The following is a 21,314-nucleotide window of genomic DNA, read 5'->3' as shown; positions in this document are numbered from 1 at the left end:
TTGGGATATTATGACGTCGGATTATCGGCAAAGGAACTGGAACCCCCCATGAACAAATTGCTTATCAAGAACGCCACCCTGGTCAACGAAGGCCGCATCTATGCCTCCGACGTGCTGATCGAGGGGGAGCGCATCGCCCGCATCGCCCCCGACATCAGCGACTCCGATGCGGTGGTGATCGATGCCGCGGGTCGTCACCTCATCCCCGGGATGATCGACGATCAGGTCCACTTCCGGGAGCCAGGCCTGACCCACAAGGGCACCATCGCCAGCGAATCCCGGGCCGCCGTGGCCGGGGGCACCACCAGCTTCATGGAGATGCCCAACGTCAACCCCCAGACCACCACCCTCGATGCCCTCGAAGCGAAATACCAGATAGCCGCCAACTCCTCCGCCGCCAACTACAGCTTCTACCTCGGTGCCACCAACGACAACCTGGAGGAGATCAAGCGTCTCGATCCCAAGCAGTCCTGCGGCATCAAGATCTTCATGGGCGCCTCCACCGGTAACATGCTGGTGGACAACCAGGAGACCCTGGCCGCCATCTTCCGCGAGAGCCCGGTGATGATCGTCACCCACTGCGAGGACACCCCCTCCATCAAGGTGCTGGAAGACGAGGCCCGCGCCAAGTGGGGCGAGGACGTGCCGATGCGCGAGCACGGCCGCATCCGCAGCGCCGACGCCTGCTACAAATCCTCCAGCCTGGCGGTGGGGCTGGCGAAAAAATACGGCGCCAAGCTGCACGTGTTGCACCTGACCACGGCGAAAGAGCTGTCGCTCTTCACCGCCACCCCGGATCTGAAGGATCTCAAGGACAAGAACATCACCGCCGAGGTGTGCGTCCACCATCTGTTCTTCAACGAGTCGGACTACGACACCCTGGGCAGCCAGATCAAGTGCAACCCGGCGGTGAAGAGCGCGGCGGATCAGCATGCGCTGCTGGACGCGGTGCGCAACGACGTGCTGGACATCATCGCCACCGACCACGCCCCCCACACCTGGGAAGAGAAGCAGAACAGCTACTTCAAGGCGCCCTCCGGCGTGCCCCTGGTGCAGCACTCCCTGCAGGCGCTGCTGGAGCTCTACCACAACGGCGTCTTCTCGCTGGAGACCATCGTCAAGAAGACCTCCCACGCGGTGGCCGAGCGCTTCCAGGTGCAGGATCGCGGCTACATCCGGGAGGGCTACTTCGCGGATCTGGTGCTGCTGGATCTCGGCAAGCCCTACGTGGTCACCGACAGCAACCTGCTCTACCTGTGCGGCTGGTCCCCGTTCAACGGCTACCGCTTCCAGAGCACCATAGAGATGACCCTGGTGAACGGCCAGATCGCCTGGCAGAACGGCCAGGTCACCGACAAGGTGTTGGGCAAGCGGTTGACCTTCAATCGCTGATATGTGTGATGAGCGCTTCCAGCGCGCCCTGATTGAGATGACCCTGGTGTACGGTCAAGTCGCCTGGCAGAACGGCCAGGTCACCGACAAGGTGCTGGGCAAGCGACTGATCTTTAACCGCTGACCAGTCTTCGCTGATGCCAAACGGCCACCCATCGGGTGGCCGTCATTTTTGGCCGACAAGCCGGGAAAACAGCGCAACCCCGGGTGATTGGTCGCTCTTTGATCCGAAGTTGCTCGCAAAGCAGGCGAACGATCGTGAAGTACTGTTTCCCCTGTTGACAGGGCATGGCCATCTCCATAAACTCAGCCCCCGTCAGCCGAGCTGACTCCGTCGGTGTGTAGCGCAGCCAGGTAGCGCATCTGCATGGGGTGTAGAGGGTCGGAGGTTCGAATCCTCTCACACCGACCAAATTCCCCGAGAAAGGCCTTGTCAGACGACAAGGCCTTTTCTTTTTGCGCCGCTGCGCCCCTCATTGTCTCCCCATGTCCGTTGTGCTGTAGTGGTGCTCTGTCTTCTGCCCGGATCCCTCAGATGCCGCTCCCCCGCTCTCCCCTCCCTGGTCTTCTCCTGTGCGGCCTGCTGCTCGGCCAGCTCGCGGGCTGCGCCACCCCCTACGACAGCGAAAAATCCTTCTGGAACGGCCAGACCGGTTTCTCCCAGACCCAGCTCGGGCCTACCCAGTGGCAACTGGAGTTTGTCGGCAACGAGCTGGTGGACAGGGAGACGGCGCGCAAATACGTGCTCAAGCGGGCCGGGGAGATGGCGCTGGCACAGGGGTACGCCTGGGTGCTGGTGCAGACGCTGACCCTGTCGCGGGATGCGGTCAGGGTCACGCCAGCGCGCCCCCGATTCGGCTTCGACGAATACGAGCCCGATACCTTCATGGACGAGATGCACGTGGAGCATCGCACCTCGGCACTGCTGACCTTCACCCTGGAAAACCGCCCATCGAGCGACCAGAGCCTGGAAGCTGTTTATATTGCAAAGATTAAAATAAACAGCGATTAATATAATTAATTAACAAGATTTACATCACATACCACTAATAACCACATAAAGTTCTGCCATAAGTTGCTGGATTTCCCCTTCGCGATTAGGCATGCTCCAGCACACCGGCTGTCTGGATTCCACGGCCCGGATCACAAAAAAGGACTGAGGTGGCACCCTGCCTACCTGTACAGCACTGCACATATCGAGACTGGGACTCCCCCATGAAAATGAATAAATTGACCGTTGCCATCCTCATCGCGATGATGCTTGGCATTGTTACCGGGCAAGGCTATCGCCTGTTTGCCCCTGCAGAGGCCGCCGGCTTTGCCAGTGACATCACCCTGCTGACCGACATCTTCCTGCGCCTGATCAAGATGATCATCGCCCCCCTGGTGTTCACCACCCTGGTGGTCGGCATCGCCAAGATGGGCGACACCCGCACCGTGGGCCGCATCGGCGTCAAGACCCTGGGCTGGTTCATGCTAGCCTCCCTGATGTCCCTGACCCTGGGTCTGGTGATGGTCCACCTGATGCAACCCGGGGTGGGGCTCTCCCTCTCCCTGCCCGATGACGGCGCCAGCTCCGGCGTGACCGCGGCCGCCATTTCCCTCAAGGACTTCGTGACCCACGCCATCCCGAAAAGCGTGGTCGAGGCCATGGCCACCAACGAGATCCTGCAGATCGTGGTGTTCTCCCTCTTCTTCGGCCTGGCCGCCGCCGCCCTGGGGGATGCCGCCAAGCCCGTGGTCATGCTGATGGCCAGCGGCGCCGAGATCATGCTGAAGGTGACCGGCTATGTGATGAACTTCGCCCCCTTTGCCGTATTCGGCGCCATTGCCGCCATGGTGGCCAAGGAGGGGCTCGGTATCCTCGCCACCTACGGCAGCTTCATGGCCCAGTTCTATCTGGCCCTGGCCTGCCTCTGGCTGCTGCTCATCGTCATGGGCAGCCTCTTCATCCGTCGCCGCATCCTGACCCTGCTGGCCATGATCCGCGAGCCCATCCTGCTCGCCTTCTCCACCGCCAGCTCCGAGGCCGCCTATCCCAAGACCCTGGACAGGCTGGAGAAGTTCGGTTGTGACAAGCGCATCGCCAGCTTCGTGCTGCCCATGGGCTACTCCTTCAACCTGGACGGCTCCATGATGTACTGCACCTTCGCGGTCATGTTCATCGCCCAGGCCTATGGCATCGAGCTCAGCACCGCCCAGCAGATCACCATGCTGCTGCTGCTGATGGTCACCTCCAAGGGGATGGCTGGCGTACCGCGCGCCTCCCTGGTGGTCATCGCCGCCACCCTCAACCAGTTCCAGATCCCGGAGGCCGGCATCCTGCTGCTGCTCGGCATCGATCACTTCCTGGACATGGGCCGCTCCGCCACCAACGTGCTGGGCAACGCCATCGCCGCCAGCGTGGTGGCCAAGAGCGAGGACAGCTTGGGGGACAGCGAACCCCTCGGCCAGGTCGACACCGCCAAGGCCTGATCCCGACCCGCGCTCTCGATACGGCCCGCCTCTGCGGGCCGTTTCTTTATGTGCAATCGGCCAGGAGCCCCCTCAACACCAGCGCCGCACCCGCCGGCAGTAATCGGCATAGGCATCGCCGAAGCGCCTGTGCAGCGCCCGCTCTTCCGCCAGGATTTGAAAGCGGGTGAGCCAGCCCCACAGCAGCAGCGGCCCGAGCCACACCATCATGCCCCCCAGATAGCAGGCCAGCGCCATGGTCCAGCAGAGCAGCCCCAGGTACATGGGGTTGCGGCTGATGCGATAGACGCCCCGGGTCACCAGCACCCGGCTCTGATCCAGGCGGATGGGGTGGACGCTGGTCCCCTGGCGCCAGAAGTGCAGGAGTGCCCCGCCTCCCAGCAAGGCTCCCGCCAGCAGCAGGGCTGCGGCAGGCAGGAGCAGGGGCTCTGCCCCCCTCGCCTCTCCCCGCCCCAGCCACATGACAAGGGCGATGACCACAAACAGCAGCAAAGGTGGGATCCGCACCACTAAACGCATATTTTATTCCTGCAGCATGTGCCACGAATGACGCCATTAAGATACACTCTCGCCGCTGGCACCTTGGAAAAAATGGATAAATATCATCCACATACGAATAAATTACCAAGATACCTACGCCCGCGTCCACACCAGGACGCGCCTCAACAGAGACAATAAGAAGGTAACATCCCATGCACAAGAAAACGCTGCTCGCGACCCTGATCTTCGGGCTGCTCGCCGGTCAGGCGGTCGCCGCCCCCTATCTGCCGCTCGCCAGCGACACCCGCAACGGCCAGGAGCAGACCGCCACCAACGCCTGGCTGGAAGTGGACCTGACCGCCTTCGAGCACAACATCCAGACCCTCAAGGATCGTCTGGGTGACAAGGGGCCGCAGATCTGCGCCATCATGAAGGCGGACGCCTACGGCCACGGCATCGACCTGCTGGTCCCCTCCGTGGTCAAGGCGGGCATCCCCTGCATCGGCATCGCCAGCAACGAAGAGGCCCGGGTGGCCCGCGAGAAGGGCTTCGAAGGCCGGCTGATGCGGGTCCGTGCCGCCACCCCGGCCGAGGTGGAGCAGGCCCTGCCCTACAAGCTGGAAGAGCTGGTGGGCAGCCTGGCCAGCGCCCAGGGGATCGCCGACATCGCCCAGCGCCACCACACCACCATCCCGGTGCACATCGGTCTGAACTCCGCCGGCATGAGCCGCAACGGCATCGATCTGCGCCTGGCGGACTCCAAGGAAGATGCCCTGGCCATGCTCAAGCTCAAGGGGATCACCCCGGTCGGCATCATGACCCACTTCCCGGTGGAGGAGAAAGAGGACGTCAAGCTGGGGCTGGCCCAGTTCAAGCTGGACTACCAGTGGCTCATCGACGCGGGCAAGCTGGATCGCAGCAAGCTCACCATCCATGCCGCCAACTCCTTCGCCACCCTGGAAGTGCCGGAAGCCTACTTCGACATGGTGCGCCCGGGCGGCATCATCTATGGCGACACCATCCCCTCCTACACCGAGTACAAGAAGGTGATGGCGTTCAAGACCCAGGTCGCCTCGGTGAATCACTACCCGGCGGGCAACACCGTCGGCTATGACCGCACCTTCACCCTCAAGCGCGACTCCCTGCTCGCCAACCTGCCGCTCGGCTACTCCGACGGCTATCGCCGGGCGCTCAGCAACAAGGCCTATGTGCTGATCCAGGGCCAGAAGGTGCCTGTGGTGGGCAAGACCTCCATGAACACCATCATGGTGGACGTGACCGATCTCAAGGGGGTCAAACCCGGTGACGAGGTGGTGCTGTTCGGCCGCCAGGGGGACGCCGAGGTGAAGCAGTCTGACCTGGAAGAGTACAACGGCGCCCTGCTGGCGGACATGTACACCGTCTGGGGCTACACCAACCCCAAGAAGATCACGCGCTGACCGCGGATCGGAAACAAGAAAGGGCTCCCGCGGGAGCCCTTTTCAGTGGATTGGCCATCAAGCCGCTTTCACGCCCTCTTTCTTGCGGGTCACCCAGAGGCTAAGCCCCATGGACGCCAGCAGGATCAGCGCCACCACACCCAGCGCGATGCCGGTGGGTATCTTGAAGATGTCGAGCAGCAGCATCTTGACCCCGATGAACATCAGGATCAGCGCCAGGCCGTATTTGAGCAGGGCGAAGCGCTCCGCCACCCCGGCTAGCAGGAAGTACATGGCACGCAGGCCCATGATGGCGAAGATGTTGGAGGTCAGCACGATGAAGGGATCCGTGGTCACCGCGAAGATGGCCGGGATGCTGTCCACCGCAAAGATGAGATCGCTCACCTCCACCAGCACCAGGATGAGCAGCAGCGGGGTGGCGTAGCGCACGCCGTCGCGCCAGACGAAGAAGCTCTCCCCCTCCAGGGTCTCGGTCACCTTGAAGCGGCGGCGCATCCAGAGCAGCAGCGGGTTGTTGGCGAGATCCGGCTCCTTGTCGGCGGCCCACAGCATCTTGACCCCGGTCAGCAGCAGGAAGGCGCCGAACAGGTAGAGGATCCAGTGGAACTGCTCGATGAGCCAGCTGCCCGCAAACACCATGCCGGCCCGCATGACGATGGCGCCCAGCACACCGTAGAGCAGCACCCGGCGCTGCAGCTCGGCCGGAATGGCAAAGTAGCCGAACAGCATCAGCCAGACGAAGACGTTGTCCACCGCCAGCGCCTTCTCGATGAGGTAGCCGGTGAGGAACTCCAGCCCCTTCTGGTTGGCCACCTCGCGGCCCACGCTGTGATCCAGCCAGAGCCAGATGGCCAGGTTGAACAAGAGCGCCACGCTCACCCAGATGAGGGACCAGATCCCTGCCTCCTTGAGCGACACCTTGTGCGCCTTGCCGCCGCCGACGAAGCGTATGTCAATCCATAACAGGACCAGCACTATGCTGAAGAAACCGGTCCACATCCACCATTCACCCATTTTCACTTCTCCCAAAACGACAAAACCCACGACCGAGAGGCGTGGGTTTGCGTTTGGAGCAGATACACCTTGCCTCTCGGCAAGGTCTCACTTACAGCAAGTTCGATGTGCTGCCCGGCTGCCGGGTGCACTGCAGGATATGGGTGCACCGTAATGACGACAAACCGGCGAGAAGTTACTCCCCTTGTGCGGCGGATAGTAACAGCCCGGGAAGATGGCGCCAAGAGGCATCTTCTGCCCCGGACAAAAAAACGGGGCGCCACCCGGGCGCCCCTCGTCATCCCATCTTTCTCAGAGCGGATCCACCTTGAGACAGGAAACCGCGTGGTCGAAGTTCCCCTCGAGCATGGGCCGGGTCTTGGCACACTCCGGGCCCGCCACCGGGCAGCGGGTGCGGAACACGCAGCCGGAGGGCGGGTTCATGGGGGACGGCAAATCCCCTTCCAGGATCTGGATGGTCTTGCTGCGCTCCACGTCCGGATCCGGGATGGGCACCGCCGACATCAGGGCCTTGGTGTAGGGGTGCAGGGGGTTCGCGAAGATCTCCTTGCCGGTGCCGAGCTCCACGGCGTTGCCCAGGTACATGACCAGCACCCGATCCGAGATGTGTTTGACCACGGAGAGGTCGTGGGCGATGAAGATGAGGGAGAGCCCCATCTCCTTTTGCAGGGATTTCAGCAGGTTCACCACCTGAGCCTGGATGGAGACATCCAGCGCCGAGACCGGCTCGTCGCAGATGATCATCTTGGGTTCCAGGATCAGCGCCCGGGCGATGCCGATGCGCTGGCACTGGCCGCCGGAGAACTCGTGGGGGTAGCGGTTCACCAGGTTGGGCAGCAGGCCCACCTTGGTCATCATGGCGCGCACCTTCTCCTTCACCTCCTCCCTGGGGAGCTTGGGATAGAAGGTGATGAGGGGCTCGGCGATGATGTCGCCTATGGTCATGCGCGGGTTCAGGGAGGCCAGCGGGTCCTGGAAGATCATCTGGATCTCCTTGCGCTTCTCCCGCAGGGCGTTCTGCTCCAGCTTGGTCAGATCCTGACCCAGCCACACCACCTTGCCGTCGGTGGCCGGCACCAGGCCGATGAGGGCGCGGGCGAAGGTGGACTTGCCACAGCCTGACTCCCCCACCACCCCCAGGGTTTCCCCCTCGTAGAGGCGCAGGGTGACGCCATCCACCGCCTTCAGGGCGGAGGGTTTGGCCCAGGGCCAGGCCTTGTCACTCTTGATGCTGAAGTGAACCTTGAGGTCGGACACTTCCAGCAGCAGTTTCTTGTCAGTACCCATTTAGTTCACTCCCTTGATCATGGCATCCGATACCCAGTGGCAGGCCCGCTCCCGACCGTCGCCGAAGGGGGTCAGGACGGGAGACTGCTGGCCGCAAATCTCGTGGGCCCGGTGGCAGCGCTCCTGGAAGGGGCAGCCGGTGGGCAGACGCAGCAGGTTGGGCGGATTGCCCGGGATGGTGGGCAGCACTTCCCCTTCCGTATCGAGGCGGGGAATGGCGCGCAGCAGCCCTTCGGTATAGGGGTGGCTCGGGCGATAGAAGATGTCGTTCACCCTGCCGTATTCCATGGTGCGGCCCGCGTACATCACCAGCACCTTGTCACAGATGCCGGCCACGACACCGAGGTCGTGGGTGATCATGATGATGGCGGTGTTGAACTCGCGCTTGAGCTCGTTCATCAGGGTCATGATCTGGGCCTGCACCGTCACGTCCAGGGCCGTGGTCGGCTCGTCGGCGATGAGCAGCTGCGGCCGGCACAGCAATGCCATGGCGATCATCACCCGCTGGCGCATGCCGCCGGAGAACTCGTGGGGGTACATGTTCATCCGCTTGCGCGACTCGGGGATCTTCACCGCGTCCAGCATGCGCACCGACTCCTCGAAGGCGGCGGCCTTGGTCATACCCTTGTGCAGCATCAGCACTTCCATCAGCTGATCCTTCACCTTCATGTAGGGGTTCAGAGAGGTCATGGGGTCCTGGAAGATCATGGCGATCTTCTCGGAGCGGATGCGGTTGAGCTTGGATTCCGGCAGGTTGAGGATCTCCTCCCCCTGGAACCTGGCCGAGCCGGTGATGACGCCGTTCTTGGCGAGCAGCCCCATGATGGCGAACGCGGTCTGAGACTTGCCCGAACCGGACTCCCCGACGATCCCCAGGGTCTCGCCGGCAGAAAGAGAAAAGTTGAGGTCGTTGACGGCCACCACATTGCCGTCCGGGGTCTTGAATTCGACCCGCAGATCTTTCACATCCAGTAATTTCATATCAGCACTCCTTATCGCGCTGTCGTGATGCCGGCCTGCCCATTCCGAACGCAGCGCGTCCCTGAACGGGTCTTACGGCCCCTTGGCGTCTTGCCTGTCCCTTGCTGTCAGCGATCCTTTGGATCCAGGGCATCACGCAGACCATCCCCGAGGAAGTTGAAGCAGAACAGGGTCACCACCATGAAACCGGCGGGGAACAGGAGTTGCCAGATGGCCACTTCCATCGACTTGGAGCCTTCATCCAGCAGGGCGCCCCAGCTGGTCATGGGCTCTTGCACCCCCAGCCCCAGGAAGCTCAGGAAGGATTCGAACATGATCATGCCCGGCACCAGCAGGGTGGCGTAGACCGCCACTATGCCGAGCACGTTCGGCACGATATGGCGGGTGATGATCTTCCACTTGGAGACGCCGCAGACGTGGGCCGCCTCGATGAACTCCTTGCTCTTGAGGCTCAGGGTCTGGCCGCGCACTATCCGCGCCATGTCGAGCCAGCTCACCGCGCCGATGGCGAGGAAGATGAGCGCCAGATTGCGACCGAAGAAGGTCACCAGCATGATCACGAAGAACATGAAGGGGAAGGCGTTGAGGATCTCCAGCACCCGCATCATCAGGCTGTCGACCCGGCCGCCGATGAAGCCGGAGGCCGCGCCATACAGGGTGCCGATGATGACGGCCACCAGGGCCCCCATGATGCCGACCATCAGGGAGATGCGCCCGCCGAGCAGGGTACGCACGAAGAGATCCCGACCCAGGCTGTCGGTACCGAACCAGTGACCCGTCTCCATGTCAGGAGCGGTCTGCATGGCGCCCCAGTCCGGGTCGTCGAAGGTGTATTGGGACAGGTGGGGCCCGACGATCACCGCCAGACCTATGATGGTCAGGATGATGAGGCTGGTCAGGGCCGCCTTGTTGCGCAGGAAACGGCGACGGGCATCCTTCCACAGGGAGCGTCCTTCCACCACTTCCACTTTCTGGGCGAACGCCTCGACGGCTTCGCGCTTTTCAGTTGTGACTACCATGATGAACTCCCGGCTTAGTAACGGATCTTGGGATCGATGACGGCATAGAGGATATCGACCACGGCGTTAAAGGTGATGGTGAGGGCGCCGACCAGAATGGTCAGGCCGAGTACCATGGAGTAATCACGGTTCAGCGCTCCGTTGACGAACAGCTGGCCAATCCCCGGCAGGCCGAAGATGGTCTCGATCACCACGGAGCCGGTGATGATGCCCACGAAGGCCGGTCCCAGGTAGGAGACCACAGGCAGCATGGCCGGGCGCAGCGCGTGCTTGAGGATGATGTGGCGCAGGGGCAGCCCCTTGGCGCGGGCGGTACGGATGAAGTTGGAGTTCATGGTCTCGATCATGCTGCCGCGCATGATGCGGGAGATGGCCGAGATGTAGTACATCATCATGCCGAACACCGGCAGCACCATGAACTGGGCGCCCCCCCCCTGCCAGCCCCCCGCCGGGAACCAGCCGAGATAGATACTGAAGAAGAGCACCAGCAGCGGCGCCAGCACGAAGCCCGGGATCACCACCCCGGCCATGGCCGACGACATCAGCAGATAGTCGATGAGGGTGTTCTGCTTGAGCGCCGCTATGGTGCCGAAGGTGACCCCCAGGGTCACCGCCAGCAGGAAGGCGACCGAGCCAATCTTGGCGGAAACGGGCAGCGCCTGGCTCACCAGATCGTTGACGGTGAAGTCCTTGTACTTGAAGGAGGGCCCCAGATCTCCCTGTACCAGGTTGCCCAGATAGGTGAGGTATTGCATGCCGATGGGCTTGTCCAGGCCATATTTGGCCTCGATGTTGGCCAGGACTTCCGGCGGCAGGGCGCGTTCGCTGGTGAAGGGGTTGCCCGGCGCGAAGCGCATCATGAAGAAGGAGACGGTGATCAAGACCAGCAGAGTCGGGATCGCTTCCAATAGACGTTTAAGGATGAATTTCAACATAGACATTTCCTGTCCTGTACTGCTTCCAAAGGGTCGCGGTTGTAATAAAGGCCCGCCGTCTGGCGGGCCCTGCTTGTTATGCGACTTGTTTCTTTACTCAGTGAGCAACGATGTACATGTCTTTGCTGTAGATGTTGTCCAGCGGGTTGGCCGGGTAGCCGCCCACGTAGGGCTTGACCATGCGGGAGGTCACGTACTGATAGATGGGGGCGATCGGCATGTCCTTGGCCAGGATCTCTTCGGCCTGGACATAGAGCTTGTTGCGCGCATCGGCATCCACCTGGTTGCGGGACTCGCTCATCAGCTTGTCGAAGGCGGGGTTGGAGTACTTGCCGTCGTTGTTGCCGTGGGTGGTCTGCATCAGATCCAGCATGGAGGAGGCTTCGTTGTAGTCCGCAATCCAGCCGGCGCGGCCCACGTCGAAGTTACCCTGCTTCTTGGTCTCCAGGTAGGTCTTCCACTCCTGGTTCACCAGGCTCACCTGCACGCCGAGCTTCTTCCACATGGAGGCGACGGCCACGGCCACCTTCTTGTGGTTGTCGTCGGTGTTGTAGAGCAGCTCGAACTTGAGCGGCTTGCCCGGGCCGTAACCGGCTTCGGTCAGCAGCTCCTTCGCCTTGGCGTCGCGCTCCGCCTGGGTCAGCTTGGACCAGGCCGGCGCCACCGGCTTGAAGCCGTCCACGAAGTCGGGCACCAGGGTGTAGCCCGGGGTTTCGCCCTTGCCCATCACCTTGTCGGCGATCACGTTGCGATCGATGGCGTAGGAGAGCGCGGTACGCACCCGCACGTCGTCAAACGGTTTGTGCTTGAAATTGTACTGGTAGTAGTAGGTGCCCACATAGCCGCTCACCTTCACCTCGTCCGGCAGATCCTTCTTCATCTGCTTGAAGCGCTCGATGGGCATGTTGTAGGTGAGATCCACTTCGCCGGCCAGATAGCGGTTCAGCTCGGCGTTGGTGGACTGGATCGGCAGATAGGTCACCTTCTCGATGACGGTCTTGCCGTTGTTCCAGTAGCTGGGGTTGCGCACCACGTCGACGCGCTCGTTGACCACCCAGTCCTTCAGCACGTAGGCGCCGTTGGACACCATGTTACCGGGCTGAGTCCACTTGTCACCAAACTTCTCGATGACCTTCTTCGGGACCGGATAGGTGGTGGTGTGGGAAAGCATGCTGACGAAGTAAGGCACCGCCTTCTCCAGTTGCACCTCGAAGGTGTGATCGTCCACCGCCTTCACACCCAGGGTGTCGGACGGCTTCTTGCCAGCGATGATGTCGGTGGCGTTGACGATGGTCGGGATCTCCATGTACCAGGAGTAGGGAGAGGCCGTCTTGGGATCCACCGCGCGCTTGAAGGCAAATTCGAAATCGTGGGCGGTGACGGGATCGCCGTTGGACCACTTGGCATCCTTGCGCAGGTGGAACACGTAGTGTTTGTTGTCCTTGGTTTCCCAGGATTCGGCGACGCCGGGCAGGGTCTCACCCTTGGGGCCGGAGGTGACGAGACCCTCGAACAGGTCGCGCAGGATATTGGATTCTACCGTTCCCTCGGTCTTGTGCGGATCCAGGGTGGCGGGTTCGGAGCCATTGCCCTTCACCAGGGTTTGCTCGGGAGCCAGCTTGGTACCGGCGGGGACATCGGCGGCCTGGGCCAGGGTGGCGCCACCAAAGAGTGCGGTCAATAAAAGGGTATTAATAATTGTTTTTCTATGAGTCATTTCCATACTCCAACAAGAACATTCCATGCATTTGTTATCCACGAGACAAACACCTCGCTGCCCGCATAATTCCCTGACAATTCTGATAATGCAATAGATATCATCAGTGCGGGACCACTTTAATGGTCAAAAAAACAGCCTTAAACCATTTATTCAGCATTTAAATATCGCGCGGCGGTCACTTTTCATACAGAGCCGCTCGATTCTAGGAAATGACCAACAAAAAAGAAACAATAAAAAAGCCGGTCACAGGGACCGGCTCCGACAAAACAGACCTGGCTCACATCAGGCCGGGGAAGACTCCCTTGATGCCGGCCACTATGATCTCGATGCCGAGGGACATCATGATGAGACCCATGATACGGGTGACCACGTTGATGCCGGTGTTGCCCATCAGCTTGAACAGCAGGGGGGCGGCGCGGAAGATGAGCCAGGAGCAGCAGGCGAACGCCACCACCACCAGGAACATGCCGGCCAGCTGGGGCAGGGTCTTCTGGCTGGCATAGACGATGGAGGACGAGATGGCACCTGGCCCGGCCATCAGGGGCAGCGCCAGGGGCACCACGGCGATGGATTCGCGCGCGGCCAGCTCCCCCTTCTCCTGCTTGTTGTGCTTCACCTCGCCGAGCTTGCCCTGCAGCATGGACCAGGCGATCAAGGTGATGAGCGAGCCCCCCGCTATACGGAAGGAGGCCAGCGAGATGCCGAAGCCGTCGAGGATCAACTGCCCCATGCACATGGAGACCATCAGGATGATCATCACGGCGATGTGGGCCGTCGTATTGGTCTTCCTGCGCTCCTCCGGCTGCATGTGGCCCGTCAGACTGACAAAGACCGGCAACAGACCCAGCGGGTTGATGATCGCAAAGAGGCCGACGAAGAATTTCAGGTATAAAGAGAAGTCAATTGCTGCCATAGGCGCCATCCAGAACCAAGCCGGGCCACTGAGGGCCATCCCCATCAAACTGCGCGTAAATTTACACCAGGACTTTTCCCTTCTCCAATCAAATAATCTCACCCTTACCGGGGCTTTTTAGTTAGTTCCTCTAATGTATCGACGAAATTCAACATATCGAGTTGTTAAGCAACATGGTCAATATTTAACGGCATGATAAAACCCGTCGGCATTTTATTCTGCTCATCTCTCCCATCACGATATTGATACTCCACAAACGGCCATGCCGCTGGCCGGATATCGGCATACCCCGGCGCCTCCTGCACAGTGGCTATCCGCCCGCGCCACGGCCCGCGACCGCCCTCTTCTGCCATCATAGGCCCATCATTGCCTGTACCGTCGCCTCACCTTCAGCATCTTGTGCGCCGGGTGCGGCAACTGGATGAAAGCAACAAGCCGCTTTTTCAACAAACTTGAAACGCATGCCCCACTTCCGGCGTGGCCGTGTCACCATGACACTCCCCCTTGTCTGTTCCCGCGCCACCCGAAAAGGAGGGAGGACAGGGGCAAGGACCCGAACCCGGACGCAAAAATCCTTGCCTCTCTTGCAGTTAGCACTCTAGGCGCACGCAACAGGTTAGCAACATTCGGTCAGTCTGGCGGGTGAAACAAAATTTCTTTTGTTCTTTTGTTACATATGATCCAGATCAATCTTTTCTGACACATCCCGGCCCTATAATCGAGTCAGAAAGCAGTTTACTAAGGCATGTAAATACCCCGTTGTGGTGATTCTCTCCTTGACAGGGCGACTATAATTGCCGGGCATTGCCAAGGTCTTACTAAACAGTTTTCAAATCATCAGGAGATAAACATGGCAGTAACCAATTTGGCTGAACTGGATGCACTGGTTGCCCGCGTCAAGGAAGCCCAGCGTGAATTCGCCAGCTTCTCGCAAGAGCAGGTAGACAAGGTCTTCCGCGCCGCCGCACTGGCCGCCAGCAACGCCCGTATCCCCCTGGCCCAGATGGCCGTTGCCGAATCCGGCATGGGTATCATCGAAGACAAAGTCATCAAGAACCACTTCGCCTCCGAATACATCTACAACGCCTACAAAGATGAGAAGACCTGCGGCATCCTCAGTGAAGATGACGAGATGGGCACCATCACCATCGCCGAGCCGGTAGGCATCATCTGCGGTATAGTACCGACCACCAACCCGACTTCCACCGCGATCTTCAAGGCCCTGATCTCCCTGAAGACCCGCAACGCCATCATCTTCTCCCCGCACCCCCGCGCCAAGAACTCCACCAATACCGCTGCCAAGCTGGTACTGGATGCAGCCGTGGCCGCCGGTGCGCCGAAAGACATCATCGGCTGGATCGACCAACCCTCCGTCGAGCTCTCCAACGCCCTGATGCGCCACAACGACATCAACCTGATCCTGGCCACCGGTGGTCCTGGCATGGTGAAGGCCGCCTACTCCTCCGGCAAGCCCGCCATCGGCGTGGGTGCGGGCAACGTGCCCATCGTCATCGACGAGACCGCCGATATCAAGCGTGCCGTCGCCTCCATCCTGATGTCCAAGACCTTCGACAACGGCGTGGTCTGTGCCTCCGAACAGGCGGTCATCGTGGTCGACTCCATCTACAACCAGGTCAAGGAGCGCTTCGCGACTCACGCCGGTTACATCCTGTCCAAGGACGAAGCCGACAAGGTGCGCAAGGTACTGCTGATCAACGGCGCCCTGAACGCCGACATCGTGGGCCAGCCTGCCACCAAGATCGCCGCCATGGCTGGCGTGACCGTCCCCCCCACCACCAAGATCCTGATCGGTGAAGGTCTGGAGCTGTGCGCCGAGGACGAGTTCGCTCACGAGAAGCTCTCCCCGACCCTGGGTATGTTCCGCGCCAAGAACTTCGAAGAAGCCGTCGAGATGGCCTGTGACATGGTCAACATCGGTGGTATCGGCCACACCTCCGGTCTGTACACCGACCAGGATCGCAACGCCGACCGCATCAAGTACTTCGGCGACAAGATGAAGACCGCCCGTATCCTCATCAACACCCCCTCCACCCAGGGTGGTATCGGTGACCTGTACAACTTCGCGCTGGCCCCGTCCCTGACCCTGGGTTGCGGCTCCTGGAGTGGTAACTCCATCTCCGAGAACGTCGGTCCCAAGCACCTGATCAACAAGAAGACAGTCGCAAAACGGGCAGAAAATATGCTGTGGCACAAACTTCCGAAATCCATCTACTTCCGTCGTGGCTCCCTGCCGATCGCCCTGGGCGACCTGGAAGGCAAGAAGCGTGCAATGGTGGTGACCGACCGCTTCCTGTTCAACAACGGCTATGCCGATGAAGTGGTCCGCCTGCTCAAGAAAATGAACATGGAAGTGGAGATCTTCTACGAAGTGGAAGCCGACCCCACCCTGTCCGTGGTACGCAAGGGCGCCGAGATGGCGAACTCCTTCAAGCCGGACGTGATCGTCGCCCTGGGTGGTGGTTCCCCCATGGATGCCGCCAAGATCATGTGGGTCATGTACGAGCACCCGGACACCGCGTTCGAAGACCTGGCCATGCGCTTCATGGACATCCGCAAGCGTATCTACAAGTTCCCGAAAATGGGCGTGAAGGCCGAACTGGTCTGCATCACCACCACTTCCGGTACAGGTTCTGAAGTGACCCCGTTTGCGGTCGTGACCGACGACGCCACCGGCATGAAGTACCCGCTGGCCGACTACGAGCTGACCCCGAACATGGCCATCGTGGATGCCAACTTGGTCATGGGCATGCCCAGATCCCTGTGTGCCTTCGGCGGTATCGACGCCGTGACCCACGCCATGGAAGCCTATGTCTCCGTGCTGGCCAACGAGTACTCCGACGGTCAGGCGCTGCAAGCCCTGAAACTGCTGAAGGAATACCTGCCCTCCAGCTATCTGAACGGCGCCAACGACCCGGTTGCCCGCGAGAAGGTGCACAACGCCGCCACCATCGCCGGTATCGCGTTTGCCAACGCCTTCTTGGGCGTGTGTCACTCCATGGCCCACAAGCTGGGTGCCGAGTTCCACATCCCCCACGGTCTGGCCAACGCCCTGCTGATCAGCAACGTCATCCGCTACAACGCGAACGACAACCCGACCAAGCAGACCGCGTTCTCCCAGTACGACCGTCCGCAGGCTCGCCGTCGCTACGCCGAAGTCGCTGACCACCTGGGTCTGACCGCAGCCGGTGACCGCACCGCGGCCAAGATCGAGAAGCTGCTGGCTTGGCTGGACGAGCTGAAAGCCACCCTGGGCATCCCGGCCTCCATCCGTGAAGCCGGTGTGAACGAGGCGGACTTCCTGGCCAAGGTTGACCAGCTGGCCCTGGAAGCCTTCGATGACCAGTGCACCGGCGCCAACCCGCGCTACCCGCTGATCACCGAGCTCAAAGCCATCCTGATGGACACCTACTACGGTCGTCCCTTCATTGAAGAAGCTCAGGTAGCGACCAAGGTTGAAGCCAAGGTCGAGGCCAAGGTAGACAGCAAGAAGAAATCCAAGGCCTGATAATCGGCCAGGATGACAAAGCCCGCGCAATTGCGCGGGCTTTTTATTTGTCTATCTGCTTAATTTTGCTAGCTTGTTGGTAGGCAAACACGACACAAGAGCTAGCATATGGCGCTGATCCAGGCCTCCATCGAGCAGTTGAGAGTCGGCCACTACATCCATCTTCCCACGGGATGGACCAGTCACCCTTTCCTGTTCAACGCCTTCAAGATCCGCGACCAGCAGCAGCTGGAGATCCTCCGCCACCTCGAACTCACCCTGCTGATGGTGGATCCCGACAAAAGCGATCTGCCCGTCACCCCCCTGCTGAGTGCCGAACCGGCCACCGCACCCGGACCGGACATGGTGCAACACGCCCCCTTGACCCCCATGACCCCCACCTTCGACGAGAAGGCATTCAGGCGCTCCCTGCGCGCCGCCGACAAGGCCTTTGGCCAATCCCTGTCGGATCTGCGCGATGCACTCGGCGCCCTCAACCTCAAGCCCGACGAAGGCCTGGCCAATACCGCCCAGCTAGTGCGCAACACCGCCGCCCGTCTGGCGAGTCATCAGGGGCCGCTCGGTCTGCACCTCATCCGCAGCCAGCACACGGATACCCTGCTGCAGCACAGCCTGAGCGTGGCCTTCATCGCCATGCTGATGGCGCGAGAACTCGGCATGAACCCGGTCGAGATCGAGGAGGCGGGGCTGGCCGGCCTGCTGCACGACATCGGTGAGCTCAGGATCCCGAGCCAGATCACCCAGAAACGGGGCGAGCTCAACAAGGCAGAGCAGAACTTCCTCAACATGCATCCCCAGTACGGGCTGGAGATGCTCAACCAGTTGCAGGCCTTCGAGCCCAGGATACGCGAGGTGGCCCATCTGCATCACGAGCGCCTCGATGGCAGCGGCTTTCCCCTCTGCCTTCAGGGCGACAGGATCCCTCCCCTCGCCCGCCTCATCGGCCTGGTGGATCACTACGACGAGTCCCTTCACCCCCGCAGCGGCCTCCAGCCCGCGGGGCCGAGCCAGGTCATCGGCCAGCTCTTCAAGCTGTCACAGAAGAAGTTCGATCAGGATCTGGTCAGGTTGCTGATAAAGGTGCTGGGGGTCTATCCACCCGGCTCCCTGGTGCGCCTCGACGACGACTCGGTGGCCCTGGTGCTGTCGACCGAGCCCACCCTGCCCCTCAAACCCAAGGTACAGCCCTACATCAAGGGGCAGCGCCCGGAGGGGGTGGCCATGATCGATCTGCGGGAAGATGCGCGAAGCATAGTGGCCACCCTCAGGCTGGAGGAGCTGGATGAGGGGCAGCGGGCCTTCTTCGGCCTGGGTCGGCGGGTCTGCTACTATTTCGCCTTCTGAGTTATCCCCAGAAGCTGGGGATAACTCATTGGACAAACCTGAATAATTGCTCAAGCCCCCTCGAAATCGTCCGCCATTGGCACCGGATAAAAAACGCCCAGCCGAAGGCCGGGCGGAGCATGCCACCTCCGTGTGGCGTATCCGGCGGATACATTCATGCTCTCTCCAGCAATACCAAGCGCTGGCAGATTACACAAATATCAATTTAACACTCTGATTTTATATGGTTTTATTTTTCCATTCTGGCAAACTGCCTCCGCAACAGGGTCGCGGCATGCACCAGGACGAGATCTGGCTCACAGTGCGCCAGGGTGACTCACGGGCTCGGCATGATTCTTGAAGAAGGTTTTTTATGCAGTTAGTTCTCTCCCTGCTCCAGCAGATGAGCGTCAGCCTGGTCATCGCCTACCTCTTTTCCAAGAGTCCGCTGCTGCGCCCCCTGGCCAACTACTCGGTCAGACTTCCCCACAAGGTGCTCATCTACCTCATCTTCTCCAGCTTCTGCATCCTGGGTACCTATGTGGGGCTGGACATCGACGACGCCATCGCCAACACCCGGGCCGTCGGCGCCGTGCTGGGCGGGCTGCTGGGGGGCCCGCTGGTGGGCTTCCTGGTGGGGCTGACCGGCGGCCTGCACCGCTATACCCTGGGGGGGTTCACCGATCTCGCCTGCGCCATCTCCACCACCTGCGAGGGGCTGCTGGGCGGGCTGGTGCACTGGCGGCTGATGCGGGCGGGCAAGATGGATGCGCTGTTCGAGCCGCGCATCGCCTTCTTCACCACCCTCTACGCCGAGATCATGCAGATGGTGATCATCCTGCTGGTGGCCACGCCATTCGATAAATCCCTGCTGCTGGTGCGCACCATCGCCACCCCCATGATCCTGGCCAACTCCTGCGGCGCCGCGCTCTTCATCAGCATGATCCGCGATCAGCAGCAGATGTACGAGAAGTTCTCCCGGGTCTTCTCCGCCAAGGCGCTCAATATCGCCAACCGCACCGTCGGCATCATGAGCCAGGGCTTCACCCCCGAGGCCAGCCACAAGATCGCCAGCATCATCCAGGAGGAGACCGGCGTCGGGGCCGTCGCCATCACGGATACCGACAAGATCCTCGCCTTCATCGGCATCGGCGAGGAGCACCACCAGCCGGGTACCCCCATCACCTCGGCCATCACCCTGCAGGCCATCGCCCGCAACAAGGTGCTGTTTGCCGACGGCAACAGCCAGCCTTACCGCTGCAGCATCTCCCCCCAGTGTCAGCTCGGCTCTGTGCTGGTGATCCCGTTGCAGGGGGATCAGGGGGTGATCGGCACCATCAAGCTCTACGAACCCAAGAAGCGGCTGTTTCTCAAGATCAACCACACCCTGGGGGAAGGGATCGCCAACCTGCTCTCCCAGCAGTTGCTGACCGGCCGGCTGGAGCAGCAGCAGCGGCTGCTGGTGCAGTCCGAGCTCAAGCTGGTGCAGGCCCAGATCAATCCCCACTTCCTGTTCAACACCCTCAACACCATCAGCGCCATCACCCGGCGCGAGCCCGAGCGGGCGCGCCAGCTGCTGCTGCACCTCTCCCTGTTCTTTCGCAAGAACCTCAAGCGCCAGAGCGGCCTGGCCACCCTGCAGGAGGAGCAGGAGCACTGCCAGTCCTATCTGGAGATCGAGCTGGCCCGCTTTGGCGACAGGCTGACGGTGCAAAACGAGATCCCGCCCGCCCTCGCCGGCCTCAAGCTGCCGAGCTTCACCCTGCAGCCTCTCATCGAGAATGCCATCAAGCACGGCATCTCCACCCTGCTGGAGCAGGGGCGCATTCGCCTCTACGCCGAGCAGACGGCGGAACAGGTCACCCTCCACGTGGAGGACAACGCCGGCACCTGGCAGGAGAAACCGGCCGGCGACGGCCTCGGCATGACCCTGGTGGACAGGCGCCTCAAGAGCGCCTTCGGCAACCGCTATGGCCTGAGCGTCAGCTGCGAGCCCGACTGCTGGACCCGGATCTCCGTCACCCTGCCCAGGGAGGCGTCATGACCCGGCCGCCGCAACACACCATCTTTGCCCCCCGTCCCCCAGGAGACCCCATGATCCGCACCCTGATCGTCGATGACGAGCTTTATGCCCGCGAGGAGCTGATGCAGCACCTGGCCGCCGAGTCCGATATCGAGCTGCTGGGCACGGCCGCCAACGCCATCGAGGCGCTGCCGCTGATCCAGCGGCTCAAGCCCGACGTGGTGTTTCTCGACATCCAGATGCCCAAGCTCAGCGGCATGGAACTGGTGGCCATGCTGGATCCCCTGCCCCGCATCGTCTTCGTCACCGCCTTCGACGACTACGCCATCCAGGCGTTCGAGGAGAACGCCTTCGACTACCTGCTCAAGCCGGTGGAGCCGGCGCGCCTCGCCAAGACGCTTGGGCGACTCAGGCAGGACATCACCCCGCAACCGGTCGGAAACCTGGCCCCGACCATCCGCCATATCCCCGGCTACCTGCACAACCGGGTGCGGCTGCTGCCCATCGAACAGGTGGAGTACGCCTTCTCCGATCTCGGCGGCGTGCACGTCGCCAGCCGGGGCGAGCTGTTTCACACCCAGCTCACCCTCAAGTCCCTGGAGGAGAAGACCCCGCTGCTGCGCTGCCACCGCCAGTATCTCATCGCCCCCGACGCCATCTTCGAGATCCGGCTGCTGGACAACCAGTTGGCGGAGATGGTGACACCGAGCGGTGCCCGGGTACCGGTCAGCCGCCGCTACCTGAAGGAACTGAAGGACGAACTGGGGCTGGAGTAAGCCCCGCGATG

At 61.4% G+C, this 21,314-nt stretch carries 18 protein-coding genes and 1 tRNA gene; 10 read left to right on the top strand and 9 right to left on the bottom strand.

The genetic code is table 11. From position 1 onward, the window contains the following. Nucleotides 1–48: 48 nt before the first annotated feature. The 5 genes from BN1132_RS03870 to BN1132_RS03855 all read left to right on the top strand — a co-directional run bounded on the left by BN1132_RS03870 (nucleotide 49) and on the right by BN1132_RS03855 (nucleotide 3,867). Nucleotides 49–1,392, top strand: coding sequence for a dihydroorotase (locus BN1132_RS03870; protein ID WP_042075184.1), 1,344 nt, complete (start codon nucleotides 49–51; stop codon nucleotides 1,390–1,392). Nucleotide 1,393: 1 nt separating this feature from the next. Then, the gene (locus tag BN1132_RS20345; RefSeq protein ID WP_280136281.1) at nucleotides 1,394–1,516 is read left to right on the top strand and encodes a hypothetical protein; all 123 of its coding nucleotides are present in this window, start codon (nucleotides 1,394–1,396) and stop codon (nucleotides 1,514–1,516) included. 211 nt (nucleotides 1,517–1,727) lie between these two features. After that, nucleotides 1,728–1,804 (top strand) — tRNA-Pro (locus BN1132_RS03865). A gap of 123 nt (nucleotides 1,805–1,927) precedes the next feature. Beyond that, a complete protein-coding gene (locus BN1132_RS03860) occupies nucleotides 1,928–2,404 on the top strand; it encodes a CC0125/CC1285 family lipoprotein (protein ID WP_042075182.1) in 477 nt (158 codons plus the stop codon). A gap of 203 nt (nucleotides 2,405–2,607) precedes the next feature. Next, entirely contained in the window at nucleotides 2,608–3,867 is a 1,260-nt protein-coding gene (locus BN1132_RS03855) for a dicarboxylate/amino acid:cation symporter (protein ID WP_042075181.1), read from the top strand. Between the two features lie 72 nt (nucleotides 3,868–3,939). Here BN1132_RS03855 and BN1132_RS03850 read toward each other — a convergent pair whose 3' ends face one another. Then, nucleotides 3,940–4,386 carry a methyltransferase family protein gene (locus BN1132_RS03850; RefSeq protein ID WP_042075180.1) on the bottom strand — a complete coding sequence of 149 codons (447 nt, stop codon included), beginning with the start codon at nucleotides 4,384–4,386 and terminating at the stop codon, nucleotides 3,940–3,942. Between the two features lie 173 nt (nucleotides 4,387–4,559). On the opposite strand from BN1132_RS03850, the gene alr reads away from it, so the two are divergent. Further along, a complete protein-coding gene (alr, locus tag BN1132_RS03845) occupies nucleotides 4,560–5,786 on the top strand; it encodes an alanine racemase (RefSeq protein ID WP_042075178.1) in 1,227 nt (408 codons plus the stop codon). Between the two features lie 57 nt (nucleotides 5,787–5,843). On the opposite strand, the gene BN1132_RS03840 is transcribed toward alr, so the two are convergent. From BN1132_RS03840 to BN1132_RS03805, 8 genes are all read right to left on the bottom strand, one after another. Beyond that, a complete protein-coding gene (locus tag BN1132_RS03840; RefSeq protein WP_042075176.1) occupies nucleotides 5,844–6,800 on the bottom strand; it encodes a TerC family protein in 957 nt (318 codons plus the stop codon). Nucleotides 6,801–7,091: 291 nt separating this feature from the next. Then, nucleotides 7,092–8,087 carry a murein tripeptide/oligopeptide ABC transporter ATP binding protein OppF gene (gene oppF, locus BN1132_RS03835; RefSeq protein ID WP_042075175.1) on the bottom strand — a complete coding sequence of 332 codons (996 nt, stop codon included), beginning with the start codon at nucleotides 8,085–8,087 and terminating at the stop codon, nucleotides 7,092–7,094. Beyond that, entirely contained in the window at nucleotides 8,088–9,068 is a 981-nt protein-coding gene (gene oppD / locus BN1132_RS03830; RefSeq protein WP_042075173.1) for an ABC transporter ATP-binding protein, read from the bottom strand. A 107-nt stretch (nucleotides 9,069–9,175) separates the two neighbouring features. Beyond that, nucleotides 9,176–10,087, bottom strand: a complete 912-nt coding sequence (gene oppC / locus BN1132_RS03825) for an oligopeptide ABC transporter permease OppC (protein WP_042075170.1) — start codon at nucleotides 10,085–10,087, stop codon at nucleotides 9,176–9,178. A gap of 14 nt (nucleotides 10,088–10,101) precedes the next feature. Then, nucleotides 10,102–11,022 (bottom strand): oligopeptide ABC transporter permease OppB, encoded by a 921-nt coding sequence (gene oppB / locus BN1132_RS03820; RefSeq protein ID WP_010674330.1) that lies wholly within the window; start codon nucleotides 11,020–11,022, stop codon nucleotides 10,102–10,104. Between the two features lie 97 nt (nucleotides 11,023–11,119). After that, nucleotides 11,120–12,739: an ABC transporter substrate-binding protein gene (locus BN1132_RS03815; RefSeq protein ID WP_042075168.1), complete on the bottom strand. Its 1,620-nt coding sequence runs from the start codon at nucleotides 12,737–12,739 to the stop codon at nucleotides 11,120–11,122. Nucleotides 12,740–13,019: 280 nt separating this feature from the next. Further along, a complete protein-coding gene (locus BN1132_RS03810; protein WP_042075167.1) occupies nucleotides 13,020–13,655 on the bottom strand; it encodes a YchE family NAAT transporter in 636 nt (211 codons plus the stop codon). Between the two features lie 164 nt (nucleotides 13,656–13,819). Beyond that, on the bottom strand, nucleotides 13,820–14,011 hold the full coding sequence (locus tag BN1132_RS03805; RefSeq protein ID WP_042075165.1) for a hypothetical protein: 192 nt from the start codon (nucleotides 14,009–14,011) through the stop codon (nucleotides 13,820–13,822). A gap of 494 nt (nucleotides 14,012–14,505) precedes the next feature. Between BN1132_RS03805 and adhE the strand changes: the two genes are divergently transcribed. From adhE to btsR, 4 genes are all read left to right on the top strand, one after another. Beyond that, entirely contained in the window at nucleotides 14,506–17,181 is a 2,676-nt protein-coding gene (gene adhE / locus BN1132_RS03800; protein ID WP_042075164.1) for a bifunctional acetaldehyde-CoA/alcohol dehydrogenase, read from the top strand. Nucleotides 17,182–17,289: 108 nt separating this feature from the next. Next, a complete protein-coding gene (locus BN1132_RS03795) occupies nucleotides 17,290–18,525 on the top strand; it encodes a cyclic di-GMP phosphodiesterase (protein WP_042075163.1) in 1,236 nt (411 codons plus the stop codon). Nucleotides 18,526–18,877: 352 nt separating this feature from the next. Further along, nucleotides 18,878–20,548: a sensor histidine kinase gene (locus tag BN1132_RS03790; protein WP_042075162.1), complete on the top strand. Its 1,671-nt coding sequence runs from the start codon at nucleotides 18,878–18,880 to the stop codon at nucleotides 20,546–20,548. A gap of 50 nt (nucleotides 20,549–20,598) precedes the next feature. Continuing rightward, a complete protein-coding gene (gene btsR, locus BN1132_RS03785) occupies nucleotides 20,599–21,303 on the top strand; it encodes a two-component system response regulator BtsR (protein WP_042075161.1) in 705 nt (234 codons plus the stop codon). The last annotated feature ends 11 nt before the right edge of the window (nucleotides 21,304–21,314 follow it).

It is taken from the genome of Aeromonas sanarellii, from assembly GCF_000820085.1.
In the GTDB taxonomy this organism is placed as follows: domain Bacteria; phylum Pseudomonadota; class Gammaproteobacteria; order Enterobacterales; family Aeromonadaceae; genus Aeromonas; species Aeromonas sanarellii.
This window is presented reverse-complemented; position numbering and strand designations above follow the sequence as displayed.